The organism is Mycobacterium sp. (genome assembly GCF_035570115.1).
In the GTDB taxonomy this organism is placed as follows: domain Bacteria; phylum Actinomycetota; class Actinomycetes; order Mycobacteriales; family Mycobacteriaceae; genus Mycobacterium.
The window spans coordinates 1-23,748 of sequence record NZ_DATMLH010000025.1 but is presented as its reverse complement, the minus strand read 5'-3'; the positions used below and the strand labels follow the sequence as shown (position 1 = coordinate 23,748).

Annotated in this window: 18 protein-coding genes and 2 pseudogenes; 8 read left to right on the top strand and 12 right to left on the bottom strand. The window is 63.8% G+C overall.

Features of this window, described 5'->3' with window-relative positions; genetic code table 11:
• Positions 1 to 48: 48 nt before the first annotated feature.
• Entirely contained in the window at positions 49 to 3,546 is a 3,498-nt protein-coding gene (locus VNW74_RS01745) for an indolepyruvate ferredoxin oxidoreductase family protein (protein ID WP_325674883.1), read from the bottom strand.
• 264 nt (positions 3,547 to 3,810) lie between these two features.
• Between VNW74_RS01745 and VNW74_RS01740 the strand changes: the two genes are divergently transcribed.
• The 4 genes from VNW74_RS01740 to VNW74_RS01725 all read left to right on the top strand — a co-directional run bounded on the left by VNW74_RS01740 (position 3,811) and on the right by VNW74_RS01725 (position 8,965).
• The gene (locus tag VNW74_RS01740) at positions 3,811 to 4,662 is read left to right on the top strand and encodes a GNAT family N-acetyltransferase (RefSeq protein WP_325674882.1); all 852 of its coding nucleotides are present in this window, start codon (positions 3,811 to 3,813) and stop codon (positions 4,660 to 4,662) included.
• Positions 4,663 to 5,118: 456 nt separating this feature from the next.
• Complete coding sequence (locus VNW74_RS01735) at positions 5,119 to 6,054, top strand: GNAT family N-acetyltransferase (protein ID WP_325674881.1); 936 nt, start codon at positions 5,119 to 5,121, stop codon at positions 6,052 to 6,054.
• A 419-nt stretch (positions 6,055 to 6,473) separates the two neighbouring features.
• Positions 6,474 to 7,682, top strand: a complete 1,209-nt coding sequence (eccE, locus tag VNW74_RS01730; RefSeq protein ID WP_325674925.1) for a type VII secretion protein EccE — start codon at positions 6,474 to 6,476, stop codon at positions 7,680 to 7,682.
• Between the two features lie 1,151 nt (positions 7,683 to 8,833).
• Positions 8,834 to 8,965: a hypothetical protein gene (locus VNW74_RS01725; protein WP_325674880.1), complete on the top strand. Its 132-nt coding sequence runs from the start codon at positions 8,834 to 8,836 to the stop codon at positions 8,963 to 8,965.
• Between the two features lie 286 nt (positions 8,966 to 9,251).
• On the opposite strand, the gene VNW74_RS01720 is transcribed toward VNW74_RS01725, so the two are convergent.
• On the bottom strand, positions 9,252 to 9,434 hold the full coding sequence (locus VNW74_RS01720; RefSeq protein WP_325674879.1) for a hypothetical protein: 183 nt from the start codon (positions 9,432 to 9,434) through the stop codon (positions 9,252 to 9,254).
• A gap of 334 nt (positions 9,435 to 9,768) precedes the next feature.
• Between VNW74_RS01720 and VNW74_RS01715 the strand changes: the two genes are divergently transcribed.
• A complete protein-coding gene (locus VNW74_RS01715; protein WP_325674878.1) occupies positions 9,769 to 10,668 on the top strand; it encodes a glycosyltransferase family 2 protein in 900 nt (299 codons plus the stop codon).
• Positions 10,669 to 10,851: 183 nt separating this feature from the next.
• Here the strand turns inward: VNW74_RS01715 and VNW74_RS01710 are convergent, their stop codons facing one another.
• Positions 10,852 to 11,580 (bottom strand): SGNH/GDSL hydrolase family protein, encoded by a 729-nt coding sequence (locus VNW74_RS01710; RefSeq protein WP_325674877.1) that lies wholly within the window; start codon positions 11,578 to 11,580, stop codon positions 10,852 to 10,854.
• A 266-nt stretch (positions 11,581 to 11,846) separates the two neighbouring features.
• Between VNW74_RS01710 and VNW74_RS01705 the strand changes: the two genes are divergently transcribed.
• Genes VNW74_RS01705 through VNW74_RS01695 form a run of 3 tightly spaced genes read left to right on the top strand, consistent with a single transcriptional unit; the run spans position 11,847 to position 14,460 of the window.
• Entirely contained in the window at positions 11,847 to 13,100 is a 1,254-nt protein-coding gene (locus tag VNW74_RS01705) for an acyltransferase family protein (RefSeq protein ID WP_414686574.1), read from the top strand.
• Positions 13,097 to 14,263, top strand: a complete 1,167-nt coding sequence (locus VNW74_RS01700) for an SGNH hydrolase domain-containing protein (protein WP_325674875.1) — start codon at positions 13,097 to 13,099, stop codon at positions 14,261 to 14,263. The genes VNW74_RS01705 and VNW74_RS01700 overlap by 4 nt, the downstream gene beginning before the upstream one ends.
• Positions 14,264 to 14,301: 38 nt before the next feature.
• Positions 14,302 to 14,460 (top strand): hypothetical protein, encoded by a 159-nt coding sequence (locus VNW74_RS01695; protein ID WP_325674874.1) that lies wholly within the window; start codon positions 14,302 to 14,304, stop codon positions 14,458 to 14,460.
• 399 nt (positions 14,461 to 14,859) lie between these two features.
• Here VNW74_RS01695 and VNW74_RS01690 read toward each other — a convergent pair whose 3' ends face one another.
• From VNW74_RS01690 to VNW74_RS01650, 9 genes and pseudogenes are all read right to left on the bottom strand, one after another.
• A complete protein-coding gene (locus tag VNW74_RS01690) occupies positions 14,860 to 15,912 on the bottom strand; it encodes a YncE family protein (protein WP_325674873.1) in 1,053 nt (350 codons plus the stop codon).
• A 25-nt stretch (positions 15,913 to 15,937) separates the two neighbouring features.
• Positions 15,938 to 16,069: pseudogene (locus tag VNW74_RS01685) on the bottom strand (NAD-dependent epimerase/dehydratase family protein); the annotation flags it as partial.
• Between the two features lie 44 nt (positions 16,070 to 16,113).
• On the bottom strand, positions 16,114 to 16,917 hold the full coding sequence (locus VNW74_RS01680; protein WP_325674872.1) for a polysaccharide deacetylase family protein: 804 nt from the start codon (positions 16,915 to 16,917) through the stop codon (positions 16,114 to 16,116).
• A complete protein-coding gene (locus VNW74_RS01675; protein WP_325674871.1) occupies positions 16,914 to 17,405 on the bottom strand; it encodes a hypothetical protein in 492 nt (163 codons plus the stop codon). Before VNW74_RS01675 ends, VNW74_RS01680 begins: the two co-directional genes overlap by 4 nt.
• Positions 17,402 to 20,185: a glycosyltransferase family 2 protein gene (locus VNW74_RS01670; protein ID WP_325674870.1), complete on the bottom strand. Its 2,784-nt coding sequence runs from the start codon at positions 20,183 to 20,185 to the stop codon at positions 17,402 to 17,404. The genes VNW74_RS01675 and VNW74_RS01670 overlap by 4 nt, the downstream gene beginning before the upstream one ends.
• On the bottom strand, positions 20,182 to 20,694 hold the full coding sequence (locus VNW74_RS01665) for a hypothetical protein (protein ID WP_325674869.1): 513 nt from the start codon (positions 20,692 to 20,694) through the stop codon (positions 20,182 to 20,184). Before VNW74_RS01665 ends, VNW74_RS01670 begins: the two co-directional genes overlap by 4 nt.
• Positions 20,646 to 22,244, bottom strand: a complete 1,599-nt coding sequence (locus VNW74_RS01660; protein WP_325674868.1) for a hypothetical protein — start codon at positions 22,242 to 22,244, stop codon at positions 20,646 to 20,648. The genes VNW74_RS01665 and VNW74_RS01660 overlap by 49 nt, the downstream gene beginning before the upstream one ends.
• Entirely contained in the window at positions 22,213 to 23,568 is a 1,356-nt protein-coding gene (locus VNW74_RS01655) for a glycosyltransferase family 2 protein (protein ID WP_325674867.1), read from the bottom strand. The genes VNW74_RS01660 and VNW74_RS01655 overlap by 32 nt, the downstream gene beginning before the upstream one ends.
• A pseudogene (locus tag VNW74_RS01650) lies at positions 23,565 to 23,748 on the bottom strand (glycosyltransferase family 2 protein); the annotation flags it as partial. The pseudogene VNW74_RS01650 and the gene VNW74_RS01655, both read right to left, overlap by 4 nt.

Here is a 23,748-nt window from a genome sequence, read left to right as displayed (position 1 = left end):
TAGTGTGCAGATCGGGAAACGTCTCACACTACGATCCGATGGTCCATATCATGGACCACCGGACGGCGTCAGCCACCCCGCTCGCAACTGCTCGAGCCGCTGCGCCGTCCGAGTGCGGTAGATCTCGACGGCACGAAGCTTCACGTCCTCATAACCTCGAACGAGGTCAGGCAGCCCCGCGATCTCGGCGGCGGGCTCGACGGTCTGTGGTGACAGCCACTGCGCGACTTCGAGGATTGTGGCCCGATACTCGTCGACGAGTGTTCGCTCTAGCCGACGCATCCTGCTGTACCCGAAAATGTCCAGCCTGGTGCCGCGGACCCACCGCATCCCATAGAGCAGCCGGAGCCACGGATTGACCCACGATCCCAGGGCCAGCTTGTCCTTGAGACCCATGGCACGAAGCGATGGGGGGTGCAGTCGTATCTTGGCTGTCGCATCCTCACCGAACTCAGCGGCCAACTTCGAGCGGAAGGCCGGATCGACCGCCAAGCGCGCGACCTCGTATTCGTCCTTGTAGGCCATCAACCTGTGGAGGTAACGGGCTACCGCTTCAGTAACAATGGTCGTGCCGGCCGCGGCCGATTCCGCGACCCGGACCTGCTCCACAAAGTCCGTGTACTCCTTTGCGTAAGAGTCATTTTGGTACTCGACTAGGTCCCAAGCCCGCGATAGGACGATGCGCGCTAGTTCGCTCCCTTCGGGCGCCTGCACGGCGGCGGCGATCGCGCGCGCGGCGTGTGGTGGCGGCGGAGGTGAGGACGAAGACGTTCTCCGGGTAATCATTTCGCTGGCCGCCAGCGGGTCGCACACCACTTGACGGCCGCGACGAAACGCCTGCAGATTCGTCTCCACGGCCGCGCCGTTCAACGTAATCGCCTTTTCGATTGCCGCGGCGGTCAACGGAATGGCGCCGGCCTGATACGCCGCGCCGACCAGAATCATGTTGGCGTACTGCTCGTTGGCGAACAGCTCCCGGGCGATGTGTCCAGCGTCGAGGTAAACAGCGCGCCGGGTCGATTCATCGATACGGTCTCGGATGGTCCCCGCGTCGGGAAAGGAAACCGTGGTGTCGACAATCATCTGACCGGTGGGCACCGTCGTGGTCGACACGACTGCGACGGTCCGGTCGCGCGACGCCACCTTCAGGTTGGCCGAGTCGGTTCCGACCAGGCTGTCGCAGACGAGATAGAGATCGCAGGTTCTCTCGACCAGCTTCGACGACCGAAGCTGCGGGGCGACGGTGATTTTCAGATCAGAAATGACTGCGCCACCCTTTTGTGCCAGACCGGTTTGATCCAGCCCGCGAACGGACTTGCCGTCCAGCAATGCGGCGGTGGCCAGCATCTGGGAGACCGTGACGACACCGGTGCCACCCACGCCGAGTATGCGCATCGCGAAGCCATCGGAACTGGGCACGTTTTCGGGTTCGGGAAGCTGGCTCCCGGCCAAAGGCGGCGTGTGTGCCGTGACTCGTGCGTGTCCCGGGGTGACCGTCACAAAGGAGGGGCAATCGCCTTTTAGGCACGAATAGTCCAGATTGCATGATGACTGGTGAATCGCTGTCTTTCGGCCGAATTCGGTATCGATCGGATGGACGGAAAGGCAATTGGATTTCTCACCGCAGTCGCCGCAGCCTTCACAGATCCGTTCGTTGATCACTACTTTGGATGTCGGTGTCTCGATCTGTCCGCGTTTGCGCTTGCGCCGCTTTTCGGCCGCGCACTCCTGGTCGTGGATGAGGACGGTCGTGCCGGGCACTGCGGCGAGTTCCCGCTGCACCGCGATCATCTCGTCCCGGTCGCGGACCTGGACCTCTTTGGGCAGGTTTTGCGAACGGACACGGTTTAAGTCGTCCGTCGTGACGACGATCTTTGACACGCCTTCGGCGCATAGCAGCTGAGTGAGGCGTTGGAGAGTGAACGCGCCCACCGGATCTTGGCCGCCGGTCATCGCGACGGTCGAGTTGTACAGCAGCTTGTATGTGATGTTCTCACCCGATGCGACGGCTGCCCTGATCGCCAGGCTGCCCGAATGCGTGAATGTTCCATCGCCGATGTGCTGAATAAAGTGCTTTTCATCCGCGAATGGCGCCAGTCCCAACCATTGCGCCCCTTCGCCGCCCATCTGGGTCACTCCCATGACGTTGCCGACCAGCTTGTCATCCATGAGCATGGTCATGCCGTGGCACCCGATGCCTCCACCCACGATGCTGCCTTCGGGCACCCTCGTCGAGGAGTTGTGGGGACACCCCGAACAGAAATATGGGGTCCGGGTCAGCAGGGGAAGTTCGATACGCGCACGCTTGGATCGCTTCTGCCATTCCAGGACGGGTTCTATCGCGTACTCGTTGCCCAGTCTGCGCGCCAGAGCCGTTGCGACACTGTCGGTGTCGAGTTCTCCGGAGGCGCTCACCAAAACTTGTCCACTGGGATCGAGCTTGCCGATCACACGAGGCGGGTTCGCGCTGCCATACAGCAGGTCCTTGATCGCGGTCTCGACGAACGCGCGTTTCTCTTCGACGACGATGATTTCGTCGAGCCCGCGCGCGAATTTGCCGACTATCTCGGCATCGAGCGGATAGATCATGCCAACCTTGAGCAGACGAATACCGTAGTGGCCCAATCCGTTGTCACTGATGCCCAACATGGCCAGGGCTTCCCTGACGTCGAGGTAAGTCTTGCCAGCGGCAACTATCCCCAGACGATCTCGGCGTCCCTGCTGGACAATACGATTCAGTGAATTGGCTCGCGCATACTCGATTGCGCGCGGCAGCCTGTCGTCGATCTGGCTTTGCTCCAGTTGCAGCAGATTTCGGCCGATGAGCAGTGCGTCAGGTGTGTGGTGTGCCGCGCCGAGGCCGCCGAAGGTGGGCTCGACGCGCGTGGAGTCGAGTGCCACCGTCATGGATCCATCGGCGACCGCAGTGACAATCTTGAGGCCCGACCACAGCCCGGTGAACCGGGACAGATACGGCGCGTGCACGGCATGATCGAGCGCCTCTTGCGGATCGCAGGGATAAAGCGTGGGAATCATCAAGTCCGCCAACGCGAACTCGGATGCGCACGCCACCGTGGAAGACTTCGCGCCGGGATCGTCTCCGACCAGGGCGACAGCCCCGCCTAGCGGATCGGTGCCAATCAGGTTGGCGTGCCGAAGAGCATCGGATGCCCGGTCGAGTCCTGGAGATTTCCCGTACCAGTAGCCGGTGATACCCCGTGTTTTGAACCGGCCGGCTGAACCTGCCAACTGGGTCCCCATCACCGACGTCGCGGCCAGTTCCTCGTTGACAGCGGGGCGGTGCACGATGTCGAATCCGTCCAAGGGCCCCCGCTGCCGCGCGATTTCGAGGTCCAGCCCGGCCAGAGGTGAGCCCTCGTACCCGGCGACGAACGTGGCCGTGTGGCAGCCTCGTGTCCTGTCGAGAATTGCGCGGTCACGAAATGCCCGCACGAGCGCCTGGACCCCTGTCAGGTGGACGGTGCCGGCGGTGCGGACGTATCGATCGTCGAGGGAATAGCTACCGATGGGCTGCGGAGATGTCATCGTGGCCTCGCGGTGTGCTCGGAACAGTTGGTCTGCATATGTGAAACTTACAAGACTAACAGTTTGACATATCTGTGTAGGATGCCAGTTAGTATGCATGTTCCTTCTTGGGCGCATTGTCGGTATGGTCGCGCGAAGGCGCCGCCGTAACCACGACCCCTCAAGGGGCGACTTGCTTTCACTAGGAGCGACATGGGAACCTCGGCAGAGCGTGGAGACTTTCGCCAAATGACGGGCGATGAGCCGTATAGTTCGGGCATCGGGGTGCGGCCGACAACACCTGCGGACACCGCCGAGATCTGCGATCTGCTCGAGCACGGCTTCGGTATCGCGGCCGATGGCTGGCGCCGGCTCTGCACGACCAACTGGCTGGCGGACAAGCCGACCCGAGGCTTCGTTCTCACTGACGGCGGCAGGATCGTCGGCCATGTCGGCACGATCTACGTGCAGCGGGAGATCAACGGAAAGACCGGCATCGTCTGCAACTTTTCCGGCTTTTATATCGCGCCGGCCTATCGCGGTCGCGGCTTGGGGGCAACGCTCGTCGCGGCCGCCGTGCGCGACGAGCGCGTCACCTACACCTCCCACACCCCCGCCCCGGTGACACAACTGGTGCTAGAGGCCCTGGGGTTTGCGATCCTCGAGCGACACCTGTTGCTGTTCCCGCCGGGGCTCAATGCCGAAACCCTTTGGCGGTCGCGTGTCGACATCGATGTCAACGATCGGACGGTGCGTGCATCGCTCGGGCAGGCCGAGCGCCGGATCTACGATGACCACGCGCCCTATGACTGCCTGCACATGACCGCCCGCGATGCCGGCGGCACGGCCTATCTGGTGGTCAAGCGGCGTGTGGGCCTTGTGGCGTGGGCGGCCGGGATTCCGTTCTCCCAGATATTGTATTGCAGCGCGCCGGACGTGCTTGCGCGCAACCTCGAACGAATCAAGCTGGCGATCATGTGGCAACAGAAGACTTTCGGCATCGCGATGAACGAGCGTCTCTTTCCCAAGGCGCCGCGTGCGATCAGAAGGGAGGACATCGCCCAATACCGGTCGGCGGGATTCACCCCGAACGAACTCGACTTGCTGTACTCGGAGTTCGTACTGCTCGATATCTAACGGGGCTTCGCCCAGCCCGACGAGGCATGCCGTGGTCGCCCTGGGTTAGGAGGCTCCGGTCGGATGGGGTTGAGACCGTGATCGGTAGGGCGCTCGGCGAGTTGGTGATCGTCGGGATACCCCGGGGGCACTCCTGGCACGGACGGATTTGATCACAGCGAGTCGTTAAGGCGACGGTACCGAGGATCACAGCCACCCCGGGCGGAGATGTCATCGTGGCTCGCGGTGTGCTCGGAACAGTTGGTCTGCATACAAGACTAACAGTTTGACAAATGTTATTATAGGTCGCCAGTTAGTATGTATTCTCCTCTTTGAGCGCATTGTCGGTATGGTCGCACAAGGCGCCGCCGTAACCACGACCCCTCAGGGGGGCGACTTGCATTCACTAGGAGCGACATGGGACCTCGGCAGGGATCGACCCGGACACCGCCAGCAGTGAAGGGAAAGGATTCTCGGATGGACGACACCATCGAAAGCCTGCCCGCCGCCGATGCGCAGACGGCAAACACCCCGCGCCCGTCGGGCATCAGCGTGCGGCCGGCAACACCTGCGGATGGCGCCGAGATCTGCGATCTGCTCAAGCACTGCTTCGGTCGCAGCGGTGCCGCGGCCGATGGCTTTCCCCGGCTCTGCACGACCAACTGGCTGGCGGACAACCCGACCCGAGGCTTCGTTCTCACTGATGGCGGCAGGATCGTCGGCTATTGCGGCACGATCTACTCGCAGCGGGAGATCAACGGAAAGACCGGCATCGTCTGCAACTTCTCCTCCTATTGTGTCGCGCCGGCCTATCGCGGTCGCGGCTTGGCGGCAACCCTCGTCGCGGCCGCCGTGCGCGACGAGCACATCACCTACACCTCCCACACCCCCGCCCCGCCGACACAACGGGTGCTAGAGGACCTGGGGTTTGCAATCCTCGAGCGGCACGTGTTGCTCTTCCCGCCGGGGCTCAATGCCGAAACCCTTTGGCAGTCGCGTGTCGACATCGATGTCAACGATCGGACGGTGCGTGCATCGCTCGGGCAGGCCGAGCGCCGGATCTACGATGACCACGCGCCCTATGACTGCCTGCACATGACCGCCCGCGATGCCCGCGGCACGGCCTATCTGGTGGTCAAGCGGCGTCTGCCCCGTGTGGCGTGGTGGCAAAGGTTTCCGTTCTCCCAGATACTGTATTGCAGCGCGCCGGACGTGCTTGCGCGCAACCTCGAACGAATCAAGCTGGCGATCATGTGGCAACAGAAGACCTTCGGCATCGCGATGAACGAGCGTCTCTTTCCCAAGGCGCCGCGTGCGATCAGAAAGAAGGACATCGCCCAATACCGGTCGCCGGGATTCACCCCCAACGAACTCGACCTGCTGTACTCGGAGTTCGTACTGCTCGATATATAGCTATCTGGCGCCGCTGGCCGAACCGCGCTCCCCAGCGGCGCAAAAGCCAGTTCGCCCACAGGCTGACACATGCCGCGTGCGGTGCGTTGTTGCTGCCGAACTTAAAGTAAAGAAGCGACGACACGCCGGAGCGCTGGGCCCACCGGCAGGGCCGGGCGAGCGCGCCCGGCGGTGTCCTCTGGACGCACGACGGCCTATTGCCGGGGCTGACATGGCACGTCCATTTTGAGGCTGGGATGCGGCCGGTTGGTGCAAACTGATGATTCAGCCTTGGGTTCATTATATATCCTTATTGGATGATATATCGCTTTGAACAAACTTGTAGTAGAGTGGGCAGCGATGCATAGGATGCCCCTGATGGTGATGACCGGCATGGTGTTTGGTGAAGCGGTGTGGATGCGGCGATCGCCGGGGCGCCGATGAAGGCGCAACGCCGGTTCGGGTTGGCCCTGTCGTGGCCGCGGATCACCTCGGTGTTCCTCCTCGACGTCGCGGTGCTCATACCGGCCAGTCACTTGCCCGTCGCGTGGTGGGTGGGTGTGGCCGGTGCGGCGGTGGTGATGATCGCCGCGGTGCTCACCTACCGGGGAATCCCGCTGATCTCGGCGCTAGCCGGGTGGGCGTGGGATTGGTCATCCGCCCCGGAGGCGGCACTGGTCGCGGGAGATATACCTGCGATCACTCACCGGCGCCGCTTCGGCCGCGCCGTAGTCGGGATGTACGAGTACCGGGGCCAGCTGGTCGCGGTGATCGCCGTGGACGAGCCGGCGGACCCACCGGCCGGGCGGCACGGGCGGCGGGAGGCGAGGCCGGCTATTTTGCCGGTGGCGGCGGTGGCTGCGGGGCTGCGCCAGTTCGATGTGCGCCTGGACGCCATCGACATCGTCTCGATGCGAAAGCGAGACGTCGGCGAGGCCGCCGATCCGTCCGCCCCGCCAACCGCGGATGATCATCAGCCCGTAGATGTCCAGCACGGCACCTGGCTTGTGCTACGGATGGATCCGCAGCACAATGTCGCCGCGCTGGCGCTCCGCGATTCGCTGGCCTCGACGTTGGCGGCGACCGTCGAGCGGCTCGCCGACGATCTGGGCGGACCGGGCTTGACGGCCCGGCCGTTGACCGGCGATGAGCTCGCCGAGGTAGGCGCCGCGGTGTTGGCCGGTCTGCGACCGGGTTGGAGTCGGCCGGGGTGGGGTCGCCTCAAGCATCCCGACGGGTATGCGACCAGCTTCTGGGTGTCGCCGCGGTACATCACTTCCGAGACGCTGGACTGGTTGTGGCTGCACGATACCGATGCCACCGTGCTGACGATCCGACTCACCGCCGCCGACGGCGGTGCCGAGGTGTCGGCTTGGGTGCGCTATCACAGCCGGGGGCGGCTGGGTAAAGATGTGTGCGCCGGGCTGAATCGGCTCACCGGCCGCCAGTTGGCCGCGGTGCGGGCCAGTCTGCCGGCCCCAGTGAAGCGCCCACCGCTGGTGGTCCCGGCGCGGGCGCTGCGCGAGGACGAACAGCTCACACTGCGGGTGGGTCCAACAGAGGTGGGTGCGGCACCGCAACACTTGATGCGCCCGGCTGAGGCGAGCGATGACGCGCCGCGAGCAGCCGTGTTGGCGCCCGCAACTTGATCGTCGTACCGCTGACCGGCCATCCAGCACGCGGCAAACGACGCGAAAGCGATAAACACCGCATAGCCGCTAAAACACTGGCGTTCACAATCGGCGCCAATGTGACCACCGGCCGGGTTCCGCAGGTGGCGCGCCAAAATCGCCCCACGACACACACAAACTGGGGTCGTACGATCTGGGCCACGCAAGACACCGTTTCTTTATTAGGGACCACTTTGCGGCGTTCGGCTCGTGGCGGGCTGAAGTGATCCTCGCCGGGGCGAGCCCATCGAGGACGGCATCGAAGAACCGCAAGATGCGCCGAAGGCGGTAGCGCTCGACATCCGTGATGGGTCTCGATCCGCGAGCTGGTTCAGGAGCTGGGCAGGCGCATGGACGCTTACGGCTTACGGCTCAGTCGCAGCCGTCTTCACGGTCTGGTGGCGAGCCGGCTCCGTTAAGCCAAAACACAGCTTGGTTCAAGCTGTCAGAATTCGTCAGCTTCGTTCCGTCTTCCTGAATGTATTGAAGCTGAACCTCTGCCATGTAATCCCCGGCGGCCTGCAGGGTCGGGCTATTGAAAGCCACTCGATAACACTGGTCACGCATTACATACCATGCGACCGTCGCGTCGGAAGGTAACTCTTGCCGGACCCGCGGTAGAACCGCGGATCGGTCGCTTGTATGCATATTCAGGGCGTAGACCTGGATCCTTCCAGTGCCCTTGTCGTCCACCTCACTGTAGACAGCACCGCTAGCCGCCAGGTACTCCGGCAAGCTGGGATCATCACCGTAACCGTTGGTGTCCGCGGCGTTTGGCGTGTGCGAGTCGTCCCAGGCGGCCCGCGTAGCTCCAATGCCAGGAACTGACTCGCCTTGGACGGCTGAAGTTGCTGGCAGCGGCGCGACGGCTGATGTGCTTGCCGGTGTGCTCGGTGTGCTCCCCGGCGAGCGCGACGAACACCCCGCCGCCGCACTGACCAACACGCAGCCGACAGCGATCGCAACCCGCACTGACTGTGTGGTCACAAACGACATGCGCTTCTCCTCACGGACACGGACCGACCCGCAAAGCGACCGCAACCGCTGCGGTGACGTCCGGCCGCAGCGATCCCGGGCTGATCACGTACAAACGGATGATTCAGCTATAGGTCACTATACATACTCTTTGAATGATGCACATCATTCAACAAACTTATAGTATTCTAGTGGACGGCGATGGAGAGGATGCGCCGATGCTGCTGGTGACCGGCATGGTGTTTGGTGAAGCGGTGTGGATGCGGCGATCGCCGCGGCGCCAATGAAGGCGCAACGCCGGTTCGGGTTGGCCCTGTCGTGGCCGCGGATCACCTCGGCGTTCCTCCTCGACATCGTGGTGCTCATACTGGCCAGTCACTTGCCCGTCGCGTCCGGTCTCGCCCGGCAACCAAGAAATCTTCTAGAACCCGCTACATTCGGTTCGCCGCCCAACTGCCCAATGCGCGCTGGAATCCGACTTCACCCACCGGTGGCTCGCTAATCCGGAGTTTGACACGGGGTGAGGCGGCTGTGCCGTCTGAGTGAGTCGGTCTTCGAAGTCGACCGCGCTGATCATACGGAACCGTGACGGAGGGCAAGCGATCGGGATCTACCGCTGGCCGGCTCGTCGACGGTGAAATCGTCGAGGGTGAACCGGCCGGGCACGGCCGGGCGCAGCGGCTTGGGTTTGATCACGGTTTCGTGACCGGCGTCTCGATAGGCGGCGGGGGCAGCCCCGGTGCGGTCGATGACCATGGGGACGCTTTCATCGGGCGTCCGTTGGCTAGTCAAGCAACGTCGACCGTGGTGTGCCGTGAGGCTGATAGTGTGGCGGTACTTGTGCTGTGAGCGGTACCGCTGAGGATTGATTTCGGCTTGATGGCGTTTGTTTACGGTGGTTGGCTGCGACGCTCCTGCGGCAATCTGGGTGGGAAGAAATGCATTCTTGGTATGGTCGTGCTTCCTGTACACCGAGCGCGGCTTGGTGGCTACATCGTGACTCACTTGCCGACACTAAACGGGTCGCCCGACGACAACGGTATATAGCTGTGTGCCCTGGTTCATTCTATTATGTGTTGTCGGGTGAATTGTGGAGCGCCTGACGGTAGTCTTGCGCGCGCGGAATGCCGAGAAGACGATCCGTGCCGCGGTTTCTTCGGTTCTTAGAGGGCTTCCGCGCGATGGGAGGCTCGTAATTCTCAATGATGCGAGCAGCGACGCTACCGGCGAACTTCTGGCAGGTTTGGCTCGCGCCGACGGCCGCGTCGGCGTATTAACGTCCGATGTGCAACTAGGTCATGCCGGGGCCTTGAACGCATTGATCGACGCTGCCGATACCCCGCTTATTGCCAACATGGATGCGGATGATATCGCGCTTCCATGGCGGTTTCGCCATCAGATTGCTGCAATGTATCGAAGCAATCTTGATGCCGTATTCGCGACAGCAATTTTATTCGGTCGTTCTGGGATCAAATTCGGAGCTCCGCTCTCCATTGGACCGGCCGCGTCGCCATACGAGTTGCTGTTGCTCAATAAACTTGCGCTTCCGACACTTGTCGCTCGGCGAAGCGCCATTGTGGGCGCGGGATGCTGTCGTCGAGTGCCTGCCGAAGATTGGGATTTGTGGATCCGGATGGCTCTACGGGGCTCCCGCTTGGGTCGAATCGCCTTGCCGACTCTTTTGTATCGTCGCCATGCCGAACAGCTTTCGGCTACGAAGGTTTGGCAGAAAGAGCTTGTGCATGCAGTCGAGACCGCACAGGCTCACCAGGAACTTAGCCAACGACTCCTTGGATTCAGCGAAGCCGGCACGTACGCGGCTCTGACCGGGCCGGCCGCCGAGCCCGAAGAAGTGCGCGCAGCCATAAACCTTATTAAGGCAGTGCGGATGGCGGCGAACTCGTTTCCCTTTCGTGATCGTTTAGCGATGCGAGCGATGGCGCTGACGGCGATGCACAGGATCCGAGGCATCTACGGTACCGACTTATGACGCCGCTCAACGCGCGGCCCAGGACGGGCTAGGCGCCGAATTTGCCCGGGCGCGTCTCACGGAAACTCCCCACCTGAAGGCTGGTTTAGTGTGGCGGGCCTGCGCCTGATTGATAGGGTTAAAGGGAATCGCGCCAGATGCGATCGGATCGCCCCGGAGCCGTGATCGGCCCTGACTCGCTGCTCAACTCAACGCTTGTATCGCGTCAAACGTACGCTGGGCTACATAGACCAGGCCATCATCGTTTGGATGAAAGCCATCATCACTGATGTAGTGAGCTTTGTTGGCTTCGGTAATCCACGGTCCGCCAACGTCTGTTCCTTTTCCGGAGGAATCATAAACAGTTCCGGTCCGCGGCTCGATGAATGGCACCGTTCGTTGGACGCAAACTGCCCGTAGCGCTGGGTCGATCTGTGTGTATGGGGCACCGTTAACGCCAGTGGGGTCATAGATGCCGGTCACCACCACAGTTGGATGGGTAGGGAGGGCGTGAACCGCATCGATCAAGGCGGCAAGCGCAGTTGCCAGGTCCGATGGTGTGTGATCGGTGTCGTTGAAGTAGCTGGTAATGAATACGATGCTTGGGCTGAAAGGGGCGACCTCAGTGGGTACACGATTGATGTAGCTCGCGGAGGTGCCGTGGCCGTTCGCGAATAGCCCTGTGCCCCCACGGCCGTCATTCAAAACCTCGTGCCATCCGCACATTCCCGCCAGCTTGGTGGGCCACGAGTTCCGCGGACCATGCCCCCACGTAAGCGAGTCTCCGACGAACACCGCCCTCGGTTCACCTTGGCCCAGGCATGGCTTCGCTGCCGATGCATGAGGGCAGCACGCCAAGCCAACGAACAGCACAGAGCTGAGCAGCAACCCCCGGACCAAATACCCTAAGTTACCCTCGGCGCTGTAAATCATTTTTAAAGTATGTCATACTCCATGAAGGAGGGTGCACGGTATGCCACGTCGGAGATCGCTGCAGGTCGGCAAAGTCGTCGAACGAGTTGCGGCCACGTTTGCCGAGGATGCCGGAACTCGCCAGCAGCACTTCTGAACAGATCGGCAGCCGATTTATGACATCCGGATCGTCCGCAGGCCAAGCCAGTGACAGCGCGTCGGCGCTGCAGCTTGCGGTGGCGACGAGACCAGGTGGATCCTTACCCGCGCGCCCCGACAACGGAGCGATGTCCGCTGACGCGATAAAGCCAGACGTTAAACAGCAGAGACCGGCACAACCGGCCGCGAAATCGGTTCAGTTCCGGCCAGACATCGAAGGGCTGCGCGCTGTCGCTGTCGGCTTGGTCTTGCTCTTTCACGCCTACCGGCAGCCGTTCAGCGGCGGATTCGTCGGGGTTGACGTCTTCTTTGTCATCTCCGGGTTCTTGATCACGAGCTTGCTTCTGCGGGAGCAGACCAAGACTGGGCGGATCTCGATCGCCGGGTTTTACGCCCGACGCGTGCGGCGCATCCTCCCGGCTTCCACCCTCGTGGTGGTCGCCACCGTCTTCGCGACCTACTATCTCCTTGCATTCATCGCCGGCAAGCAGGCAGCCGCTGATGCCAAATGGACAGCTATCTTCGCGGCGAACATTCACTTCGGGCTCCTGGGAACCGACTATCTCGGGTCACAACTTCCGCCGTCGCCACTTCAACACATGTGGTCCCTGGGGGTTGAAGAACAGTTCTACGTCCTATGGCCGGGCCTGTTCTTGTTGATGGTGCTCATTGTTCGCGGACCCCGGCACCGCGCCGCGATGGCCGGGGTGTTGGGTGCGATTATCGCGACATCACTTGCGTGGTCGGTCGTCGAGACGATGTCGAACGCCACGTGGGCATACTTTTCGCCCCTCACGCGGGCATGGGAGCTGGCCCTGGGAGCCCTTGTCGCCCTGCTGGCACCGGTCATATCCAAATTACCGCAAGGCTTCTCCGAATTTATAGCCGTCGCGGGCGTGATTGGCATCGTGATCAGTGCGGTGCTGTTCACTCAAACCACTCCTTACCCAGGTTCGGCAGTGGCTCTGCCCGTGGTCAGCAGCGCGGCGCTAATCGCCGCTGGCTGCATTAGTAGCAGGACAATTGTCGGGCGGGCACTATCCATGCGGCCAATGCAGTGGGTCGGCGCTAGATCTTACTCCCTCTACCTTTGGCATTGGCCTGTCCTAATTCTTGCCCAGCAATACACCGAACATGACTTGGGCGGATGGCAAAGCACGGCCCTACTCGCGTTAGCGGTAGCGGCGTCCGCGTTGTCGTACTCGTTTTTGGAGAATCCGGTGCGGCGCGCTCGAGTGTTAAATTCGAGGACCGGACTGAGCCTGGCGATGGGCGCGGCCCTGATCGTGGCCACCATTCTCGTCGCTCAGTGGCAGATCGCCGAGCACTACGGCTCATGGAATCCATTCGAACAGGGAACCAGTGGAGATGTTTACAAATGATCGTGAGGACGTATTTGAAGAACGTTAGGACCGGACTGGCGGCGATCGCAGCTCTCGCTGCACTCGCGATGACGGCATGCTCGGCCGCCCCCGAGGAAGAATCATCCTCGTCCTCGTCGGGCGGCCGGTTCGACATCAGCAACGAGGCCGCGCGCGCGAAGTGCTCGTCAACAGCGCAGCCGAGCGCGCCACCCGCCGGAACCTATGCAACGACGGCTCAAGTCCTTGACGCGGTAAAAGCTGCTCAATGCCTTAAGGCGTTGCCAGAACCGGTCGCCACAGCACTCAACAACGAAGATCCCGCTGGCGGCCAGAATAGGTTCGACTGCAGCACGAATTTCGACGAAACACAGTTGAGATACAACAACTACGGGGAATGCACTCTTGGTGATCAGAACGGCACCAAGCTAATGGTGGTGTATGGCGATTCACGCGCCCACATGTGGGGTGCGACACTAGAAGGCGTTGCTGCTCAGCATGGTTGGAAACTAAAAGTGTTCAGCAAGGGCGGGTGCCCGGTCCAAGACCTCAATTTCCGTGACGACCAAACCAAGACGCCATTCACCGCATGCGACGACTGGCACGCAAGAACACCGGCCGTAATCAAGGCTTTGCATCCAGATCTAGTACTCGTCACAAGCATTCCGTGGGGCACACTCGCTGACAGCAACCCCGACGACGAGTTCCCTTGGTACGCCCACATCCTTGGATGGCTCGGCGAACACCTACTAGGCCACGGCAAAAACGGTAGCGAGCCGACACCCCGCCAGTGGCAGGACGGCTGGACCCGGACAATGGGCAATCTAGCTCAGCCTGGCACGAAGTTGGCGATGATCGGCTCTATCGCACAATGGGGAAACGCACAACCATCCTGTCTCGCCAAACATCAATCTAACATTCAGGCGTGCAGTGATGCAGTGGACAAGGTATTGGACTACGGCAACGGTGAAACCAACGGCCATCAGGCTCTTGATGCCGAGAAAGCAGCTGCAGCGGGCGCTGGAGCGCTGTACATATCCACGGTTCCGTGGGTGTGCGCCAGCCGTTGTGAGCCCGTCATCGCCGGCATGCGAGCATTCGAAACGGGCTTCCACTTGAGTCAGCACTACGCCGTGTATTTGACCGGCGCGCTTGGTGAGGCACTGCAGCCTCTGGTCTCCTGACATGAGTGTGATCGTTGCTGCGGTGTTTTGATGCCGTAGTGGAGTTTGAGGTTGGTGCCGGGGTATCGGGTTTGGGTGGCGGTGAGGTCGTGGCAGAGGCCGGTGATGGCGCGGGTGCGGCGGGGCGCGGTGGTGGGGTCGAGCAGCCCGTGCAGTGTGTAGCCATCGATGTGGATGTCGCCGGCGTAGCCGCATGACTTTGCGCAGCAGGACGCGGGCTTGGTCGTGGGCGCGGGCGTAGTGTTCGCGCAGCAGGCGAGCGAGGGCGGTTTCGGCGGTGTAGGCGGCCATGCGGATGGCGTGGGTGATGAGTTTGGTTTGCTCGTCGAGCAGCCGCGCGGGGTCCAGCTAATCCAGAGGCTTGCGAAGGATGCTGATGAGATCGCGGTGCGCGCGGTCGGTCGGCCGGATGAATGTCTCGACCGGTGTCGCCTTCCACTCGTCGTAGGGCTGGCCGCAATATTTGGCCAAGTCGTCCCACTCGTCGCCCAGCGCGGCCTACGCGTGATCGCGACCCCATTCCTGACGATTCCACGCAATCGACGGCATCCGATTCGTCTCCTCGGATGATTCCGACAATATGGCCGAAACATGCGCTAACGCGGGGTGTCGCGCACCGCGCCTACCGCGATGCCGCGAGGGTTATCGCCGATCACCGGAGTGGTCGCGACGGTTCGCAGAGCGTCGGTGTCGATCACCGACACCGTGCCCGAGTACATGTTGGCGACGTAGAGGCGACGCCAGTCGGGGGCCGCGGCCATGCTGCTCGGGGCTGCGCCGGTCTCGATCTCGGCGATCACGTGCAGTGTTCGCGTGTCGATGACTGAGACATCGGCGGAATTCTGGTTGGCGACGAAAACGTGCTGTCCGTCAGGGCTGACGGCCAGCGCGCACGGGTACTGGCCGACCTCGATCGGTTCGCCGACCTGCTCGGTGGTGGCGGTGTCGATCACCGTGACGGTGTCTTTGTAGACGTTGGTTACGTATGCTCGTGCGCCATTGGGGCTTAGCGCAACCTGGGTGGGGGCGTCGCCAGCCGGGATGGGATCATCGATCACCTCCCAGGCACGCGTGTCGATCACCCGCACGTCTTTCTGGTACTGGCTCGTGGCATAGAGTTGCGCGCCATCAGCGGTGATGCCCAGGCCGCCGGGCGCATCCCCGGTCCGGAGCGGGCCGCCCACCGTCCGCAGGGTGCCGGTGTCATAGGCGCGGACATCGTGAGACCCGCTAGTGACATAGAGGCGCCGCCCGTCGGGACTGACGACGACGCCGAACGGGTAGTGGCCGACCGGGATGGGCTGACCAATCCGGCGATGGCTCCTGGTGTCAATCACGGTGAGGTTGTCGTCGGTCGGGCTCAGCACGTAGGCGCGGCGGCCGTCGGGGGTAATTGCGATGTCCGACGGAAATGCACCGACACCGATCGGGGCGCCCACCGGGGCCATGGTCGCGGTGTCGATCATCTGCACATCGCTAGTTCGGGCGTTGACCACGTAGATGTATAGCCCGGGAGGCGAGGGCTCGGAGGACGGCGTGTGATCGGGGGAACACGCGGCGACCGCCGCGGCGATGATTGCGACGGCCAATCGGGTGGCGGCGCGGGTCAGATGGGGTGCCGACGCGGCCCGTCGGGCAAAACTAGGCATCACGGCCCGACCTCGCGTGTCGACGGGCGTGCTCAAGGTTGGTCAGCGAACCGGTGGCCAGGTTGTCCAGGCCGACGACCTGGTGTCCGTCCTGCAGCAGTCGGTCGACCAGGGTGGAACCGAGGAATCCGGCGGCGCCGGTGACAAGGGTGTGCATGATCAGCTCGCTCCAATGCGATCGTGGCTGGTGGGTTCTCCTCGCTAGACGTCGATGACGCCGCGGCTGGATCCGGGTCCGCGTGCGCGCCGGTAGCACCGCCACACGGCGGTGCGCCACCGCTGCCGACAGGGGGCCACGCGAGCACCGCGGCCCGCGAGCCAGTCACGCATCTGCTCGTCGCTGGTATCGCTGCGGACAGTCAGCCGGGCCAGAGAGAAGACGTCGTCGGATTCGGAGCTAAGCGCGTTTATCACAGCGCATGCCGAGTGGTACCCGGCCGCCTCGACTGCCCGGCGGAGTCGGGCCGTGTGGAACCCGTGTGGGTAGGCGAAGCTGTGCACCGGCGCCGCGAGCGTGTCCTCGAGCAGATCTTTGCAGCGGCGAATTTCGTCGGCGGCCGCCTGGGGGCGCATGATGTCCAGCGCCGGGTGGGTATGGGTGTGGCCGCCGATCTCGACGCCCAGCTCGGCAAGTTCGGGAAGTTGCGACCAGTCCAGCATGGGGGCCGGTGGTATAGCCATGTCGGCGGCGGGGCCGCCGCCACCACGCAATGCTCCGGTGGTGACATAGAGGCTGGAAGGCAGCCGGCGGTGAGCCAAAACCCTTGCGGCGCTTTCGAAGTCGGAAAAGCCGTCATCGAAGGTGATCGCCACGGGCCGCTCAGGCAGCGGGGTGAGGCCGCGCAGCGCAGCACCTAGCTGCGAGATTGTCATCGCGTCCAGCCCGCTCTCGATCATCAGGTCTACGTGACGGGCGAAGGCGGCCGGGGTCACCGTGTACGGGGCGATCCAGCCGGGCGGGTTCTCCGATACCGAGTGGTAGAGCAGGATCGGGATGACTGTCATTGCCGCGCCCCCGCTTTCCTTTGCAGAACGGCGGCACGGGCGCGAATCCTGATGTTGCCCGCGAGCACCCCCGCTTTCCGGTGCAGAACGGCGACGCGGGTGCCGCGAATCTTAATGTTGCCCGCGAGAACGGCTATTGAGGTGATCGCGGCGAGCACCACGAGCTGCAGCGTCATCGAGTTGTTACGCGCCACCGTCGCGGCAACGCTGACCAGGACCGCCAGCGACATGCTGAGCGTCACGGTAAGCACGCAGCGTTCGATTGTGTCGCGGCTGACCAGGCGCGAGATCGCCAATCCCGGGCAGGTCAGCATGAAACCGAACGCGGCAACGATTCGGGCCGGGTTACCGGGCGGCAGCTGCGCGGCGACCAGCGTGAGCCATCCTGATGCGCCCAGCAGCAGCTCCCCGACCGGAACCCGGGCAAGGTGGTCAAGGAGGGCGTGGCCGGGGTGCCGGCAACTGTCGGGCAAAATGGTCTGCGTCATCTCTGGGCCTCCTGTGGTGGTAGGGCCAACGTGATCACCATGGCTTCGGGGTTGCGGTAGATCATCCTGAAGTACGGTGAAGTCGTCAGGGCAAGCTGGATGTGTTTCATGCCTTGCGTCCTACAGACGCTGCTAGCGCAGGACCCATGTTCGACGATGCGCGGGAAGGCGCCTTCCATCTCGGTGTCGAAGATCTGGCTGCGTGTGATGACCAGATAGGCATGGTGATGGGTTGCCATCAAGTCATGAAGCCGCCCGACGGGGTCGTTGACGATGGCCCGCCGTTGCTCAGGCGTGAGCGTCGCGATCCGCTCGTAGTCGTAGAACTCGAAATTGGTGAAACCCCACGGGAAATCGCCGGTTTCGCCGACGATGAGCGAGCCACGGGGGGCGATGCCGAAGACGAACCGGGCTGCGTCGATCTCGTTGCGAGTGAACAAGTTGGCCTGTTCCTTGCCGTAGTAGCCGGCGACGAACCCGGGGACCAGTGCCAACAGCACCACCGGCAGGGCCATCCGCGCCAATCTGCTCTGCCCACGGGTGTGGTGGGAAAAGAATACGCTGGCCGCGCAGAACGCCACGAACGGCAACGTGAATTCGTATACGCGGAAGATCATTTCGCTGCCGTAGTCGTTGGTCGCGAACATTGGCAGCGGCGCGAGAGCCAGCGCCGCGATCACGGGTTCGCGGTGGCGACGCCAACGGTGGGCGAAACCGACGATCCCCAGGGCCCAGACCGCGGCGCTGTGCGCGCGGTCGATGTGGGCGATCACGACCATGCTGGGGCTGACGGCGGAAAGGTTGACGAACCCCGACTTGGCATTGTGGCCGAGCCTGCCGATCGAGCCGGTGTACTCGGCGTGGTGTTCTACAATCCACGGCCAGGCGAACGAAAAATCCCATCCGGCCCCAAGCGCGATGGCGGCGATCAGCAACACTTTTACCCGGTATCGGCAGCACGCCAGCGCCGTGAGCGCGACTATGATCATGATCGGGCTGAGTTGGTGTGTCGGCGCGACCGCGGCGACGAGCACCACCGCGGTAGCGATGATCACCGCGCGACGCCGCCGGTCAACGGCATCGCCCCGGGGACCGGGCGCAAGATATCGGAGGCACAACGCGATCAGCGTCAGATAGGAGAAGTAGCCGAATGTCTGCGGCGCGAAGTAGTCCTGACCGACCCAAGAGCCCAGGATGAAGATGACCACGGCGGACCAAATCAGCCGACGGTCGGTTGTGAAGGATCGAAAGATCAGCCACAGCGGTGCGAGCATCGCAAGGTTGACCAGCGGCGGCGCCCAGGCTGCGTAGCCCAGCGCCGAGTGCAGACCGGCGCCCTTGACCAGTGCCGCGTTGAAAGTGAAAAAACCGGGCCAGTTTTGATAGGCGTCGAGTTCAATGATGGTCCGGTCGACGCCAGCGTGGTGCATGAAGAAGTCGGTCATTCCGATGTGCTTCCATGCCCAGCAATACCGCAACGTCTCGTACCGCACGCTCGGGGTGGCGTGCAGGATCGCGATCAGCACGACCGGGTGCGCGGCGAGCAGCGCCGTGCGGTTTTCGCCGCGCAGAACCGCGGCGGCGAAACCGACCAGTACCACCGCCACCGCAATCCAGAATGTCGCCGGTAGCAGCGGGATCAGCCCGTAGTCGCCGATGCGGTCCAATCGGATCCGGGGCAGCGAAACCAGCCACAACACAACGGCAACGAGGAGACCGAAGGCTGCGATCCGCTCGCTCGGCTCGAACGGCGGAGGTCTCAGTTTCGCGAATCTCCCCGGGTTCGGGGCGGCCGTCGCCGCGGGAGCGAGTACCCGCCCGACCGCGTACCCGAACGCGGTAACAAAGACGCCGACCAGCAGGGCGCCCATGGTGGCCAGCGAACGCAGTTGGCCACGCACGGCCTGGACCAGGTAACGCGCGATGCCACGGGGAATCGTCGAGCGCAGATACGACTTCTCGGCCGCCAAAGCCCGAGACGCCCCCGCAAGCCTACTCACTGTCGCTTTGGAAAGGCCCTCGGAGTAGCAGCGTGATACGAAGTACGACCAGGTGGCCCGCGAGCCCGGCACCCGGTGGCGTACCAGCGCCCCCGGCTCATACAAGTGCAGCCCGTTGGGATTATCCCGCTGGACCCGGATGCACAGCTCGGTTTCTTCACAGCCCAGTGGCTGCGTACCGATGCGGCCTAGCGAGGTGGCGAAGCCGCCGGACACCAGGAGAACGTCGCGGCGCAGCGACATGTTGGCCCCGATGAAATTGCGCACCGGTGCTCGCCCGGACGGCAGGCCGCGATAGCTGCATCCGACGACCCAGTCGAATTCCACCGGGAACCAACCGGGTCGCCCCGAGCGCCAGTCCGGCACCACCCGACCACCGACACCCAGCACAGCAGGATCGCTGTAGGGTGCGAGCAGCACTGCCAGCCAGTCCGGCGCTGCGGCGGCATCGTCGTCGAGAAATGCGACGATATCCCCGCTGGCGGTGGCAATGCCGGTGTTGCGCGCACCGGAAAGCCCCTTCGCATAGCGGTTTGCGGATACGGTCACACCGTCCAGCTCCCGGGCGGCGCGCGCCTGCAACCCGGGACAGTAGTCGATCACCAGCACGATGTCGGCGACCGGGATACTCTGACTCCGCACCGACGCGACGGCGTCCACCAGTTGGTCCCAACGGTCTTCGGTGTAGGCGCAAATTACCACCGACACGGTGAGCTGGGTGAGCGCCCCATCGGCGCGTCCTGGGTCCTGCTCGTTGTGTCCGACCGACATCGCAGTCATCGGCGCACCGTCGCTGTGTCGTCCCTCCCGCTGCCGCATGCGGGTCCGGCGGCGACGGTGCGGAGCACCGGAGCGAAGTCGGCGGCCCACCAAATGGGATGAGTGCGGAAGGTGCCGCACTTGCGCCACAGGTCGGCGATGTGGTGCAGCCAGGCCGGCAAGATCGCGGTGCACTCATCGAGACCCTCGCCGCGCTCCTCTTGGCCACAGCCCGCGTTCGACAGCGCATGCGCGGCGTGCACGTCCCGATTCGACAGGCCACCGGCCCGCAGCGGCGGCGTCACCACGGCCCCCAGTTCAGCCCGCTGGACTATGCGGCCAGCGGTCAGGGCCATGAGGTGTTCGTCAATCAGGGCCGGCCGCCCCAGCCGCGCCCCACCCCGGTCCACGATGCCGGTGACCGGGCCGCCGGCCCCAGCCAACCGAACATTACCGAGGATGTAGTCCCCGTGGGTCCAATTCACCAGCGTTCGCCGCCCGGCCAAGGCCTCCGGCGTGTCCGTACCCACGCCGCCGCCCGGTCGGCGAACCGCCGCACCCGCAGGGCAGTGAACAGGCGAAGGACGATGATTGGGATCGGCATGTGCAGCGCGACGCCGTTCCGTGCACGGGCAGTCGAAGTGATCGCATGCGAATCGACGCTGAGCCACAGGTCGCGTCGAATCAGCAAGAACCCGGCCAGCACGCACTGGGTGATCAGCCATGCCCACCCTGGCCCGGATGGGCCGATCACGTGCATCAGCAGCCAGGTCAGGGACAGCACCAGCGCGCACATAGCGGCCTGGATCGACACCAGGAATCTGAGGCGGCGTTGCACCCGCGCAGAGCTGATCGCGACCGCAAACAGCAAGTGCGGCAGGGTCGCCAGAGCCAGAAGCCGCAGCGTTTCGGTGGCCGAGCGATAGCCGGCGCCGAAGACGCCGAGCAGTACGGGGGCCGCCAGCATGATCAACATCACCACCGGTACCTGCAGTTTCGCGGTGTGTGCGACGACGTGGCGCACGCTGTGGGCGAGGCGCGCAGGATCGCGCGCGGTTTCGGCCACCAGCGAGGTGCCCATGCTGATGTTGATGAGATGCAGAGAGTACGCGATCATAAACGCGATGCCGAAGTAGGCGGCTTGCTCGGCGCCAAAAGCGCCGAGGACCATGATCGGCAGCAGTTGTGCCGCCGCGATATGGCAGACAGTGCCGCCGTAGTCGGCCGCCACGAACCGCGCGAGCTGGCGCACCGGCGGCAGCGTCTCGGTCGGCGCGCCGCGTTCGCGGCGTTGATGACCCCGAATAGCCCACCCGAACAAGTAGACCCCCACGGCCGTGTCCACAGCGCCTAACGCCAGGACCCACGCGGCGAAGATGCCGAGCGAGGGCATGACTCCGGCGAGCACGCCGACCAGCGCCAGCTTGATGACCGAGACCGCCAAGTTTTTCACTGGTACCACGGCCGCCCGGCGCAGCGCCACCAGAACGCCGTCCTGGATGACGGACACCGGGTAAGCGGCGACGGCTACGATGAACATCGCCGTGGCCAGGGGGCCGTGGAGGAACTTCGAGCTCGGCGAGATTATCGGCACCGCCACCACGCAGCCGATGCCAACCAGTAGGGCGAGGCAGCCGCACACCAGGTGGGCGCCCGCGACCAGCCGCCGGACCTGCTGGCCAGCGGACGGAACAAAGCGCACCATCGCGCTGCCCAAGTTGACCTCCGCGACCTCCGACGCGAGCCTCATCAGCGAAATCGCCGCCGTACTGCAGCCCACGACGACTGGGTCGTATTTCCAGGCGGCGACCGTCCAGAAAAACAACCCCACCACCGCGGTCGATCCGGAGTTGAATGCCAGTAGATACCCGTTGCGCAACAACGGGTTACGCAACACACCGAGAATTCCCCGCGGTGGCGCCGACGGCGATGAGGCCGCAGGTCCGGAGCGGACGAGGAGGTCGGAGCTCACTCGGCGTACCCGGTCGTCGTGCGAGTCGACCGCGCCTCCAACGGTGATCACCGTGCGCGCCGCGGTCGTGGCGCCGTCAATTATCACGCTTCGCCGCTCGATGCGCACGCAACCTGCTCACCGCATATGCGGCCGGCCCGAAAACCAAGCCCCGCTTCTCCAGGCGAGCCAGCGCGCTCGGCAAGCCATCGTAGCGTTGGTGGTTGCGGGCCGATTTGCGGTTGAATGCGTAGGCGATGCCCGCCGGCAGCCGGCGCAGCAATGCGCCCCACATCCTGGGCTCGTGCACCAGTGCGCTGGTCAGGTATGCGCCCAGCCCGACGCCATAGCCGAACGCTTGGTTGTGCAGCGCCGCCATCTCGCGGTGATGGCGATGCCACACGACGGCGCTGGGCTGGTAAACGAGTCGTTGTCCGGAAACCACCACGCGGAAAAACGCCGCCAGGTCATCTCCTCCGCGCGCGAACGTTCCGGCGCCAATGGCGGAGTCGAAGCCGCCGAGCCGACGCAGTACCTCGACGTCGAAAGCCATATTGGCTCCCGAACCGAGTCGCCCCGGGGTGAATGGGAACAGCGGGTCCTGCGGCCGGTGTGAATCGGTGTCGACGATCCGCTGCTTGAAACCCTTGTCAAAGCCGCCGTGGCGCTCCAGCAGCAACTGGGCCGGTGTATCCAGCTGTGCGGGCAAGATCAAGCCGGTGACGCACCCCACCTGGCTTGTCGCGGCGAACCCCTCGGCGATTCCCGTCAGCCAATGCCGGTCGACGACCACGTCGTCGTCGACGAAGGCCACGATCTGGCCCTGTGCCTGCGCGAGGCCGCAGTTGTGCGCCGCTGCCAGCCCGCGCCGATTCTCGCGGACGTAGCGCACCAGCGGCGCGAACCGATCTGCGATAAGGTCCGCGGTCCGCGAAGTCTGAGGATCGTTGTCGACAACGACAATCTCGAAGTCCACATACTCCATCGACAGCAGGGAGTCCAGGCAGACCCATAAACTGTCGGGCCGTTCGCGGGTGGCGACGACGACGGTGATGGGTGGCGCGTCGGCCAGTACCGCCCGGCGCCGGCGTATGCATCGAGGCAGGGCGCCGTGGCCCGCGATTAGGTCGTCGGGTTCGCGGGCCGGCGGCAGCCCATCGGCGGCAAGGTGCGAATCGATCGCGTCACGCAGCGCCGACCAGACTGTTGCCGAATGCGTCCGCCAATGATGGTTCGCGTTCCCGTCGAGCACGACAACGCCGAGTGGGTGACCGTGCAGCCGGACCAGCGCGAGGATTTTCTGTGTGTCGGCCGTTGCGTTCTCGGGCCAGAGCGTGTCGCCGGGTGCGCTGAGTTCGATGTCGGTGCGCTCGATCGGCAGGTCGGCCAGGTCGAGCAGCCGCGCGGACGGAAGCGGCTGCGCTGGCGCGGCTGGGCGTGCAGTGCTCGTCATGCTGTCAGCTCCGTCGGCACGGCCGGCGGTCGCCCTGCAGCCTGTCGCACCGCTTGGTAGAGGTGCCCGGAAACGCCGTCGCGGTGATGGCGCAGCACGGTTCGTAGGACGCGGATGCCGTCGCGGATGGCATGAAGGTTCGACGCACCGCTGCGACGGGGCAGCTCGAGGCTGGGAACC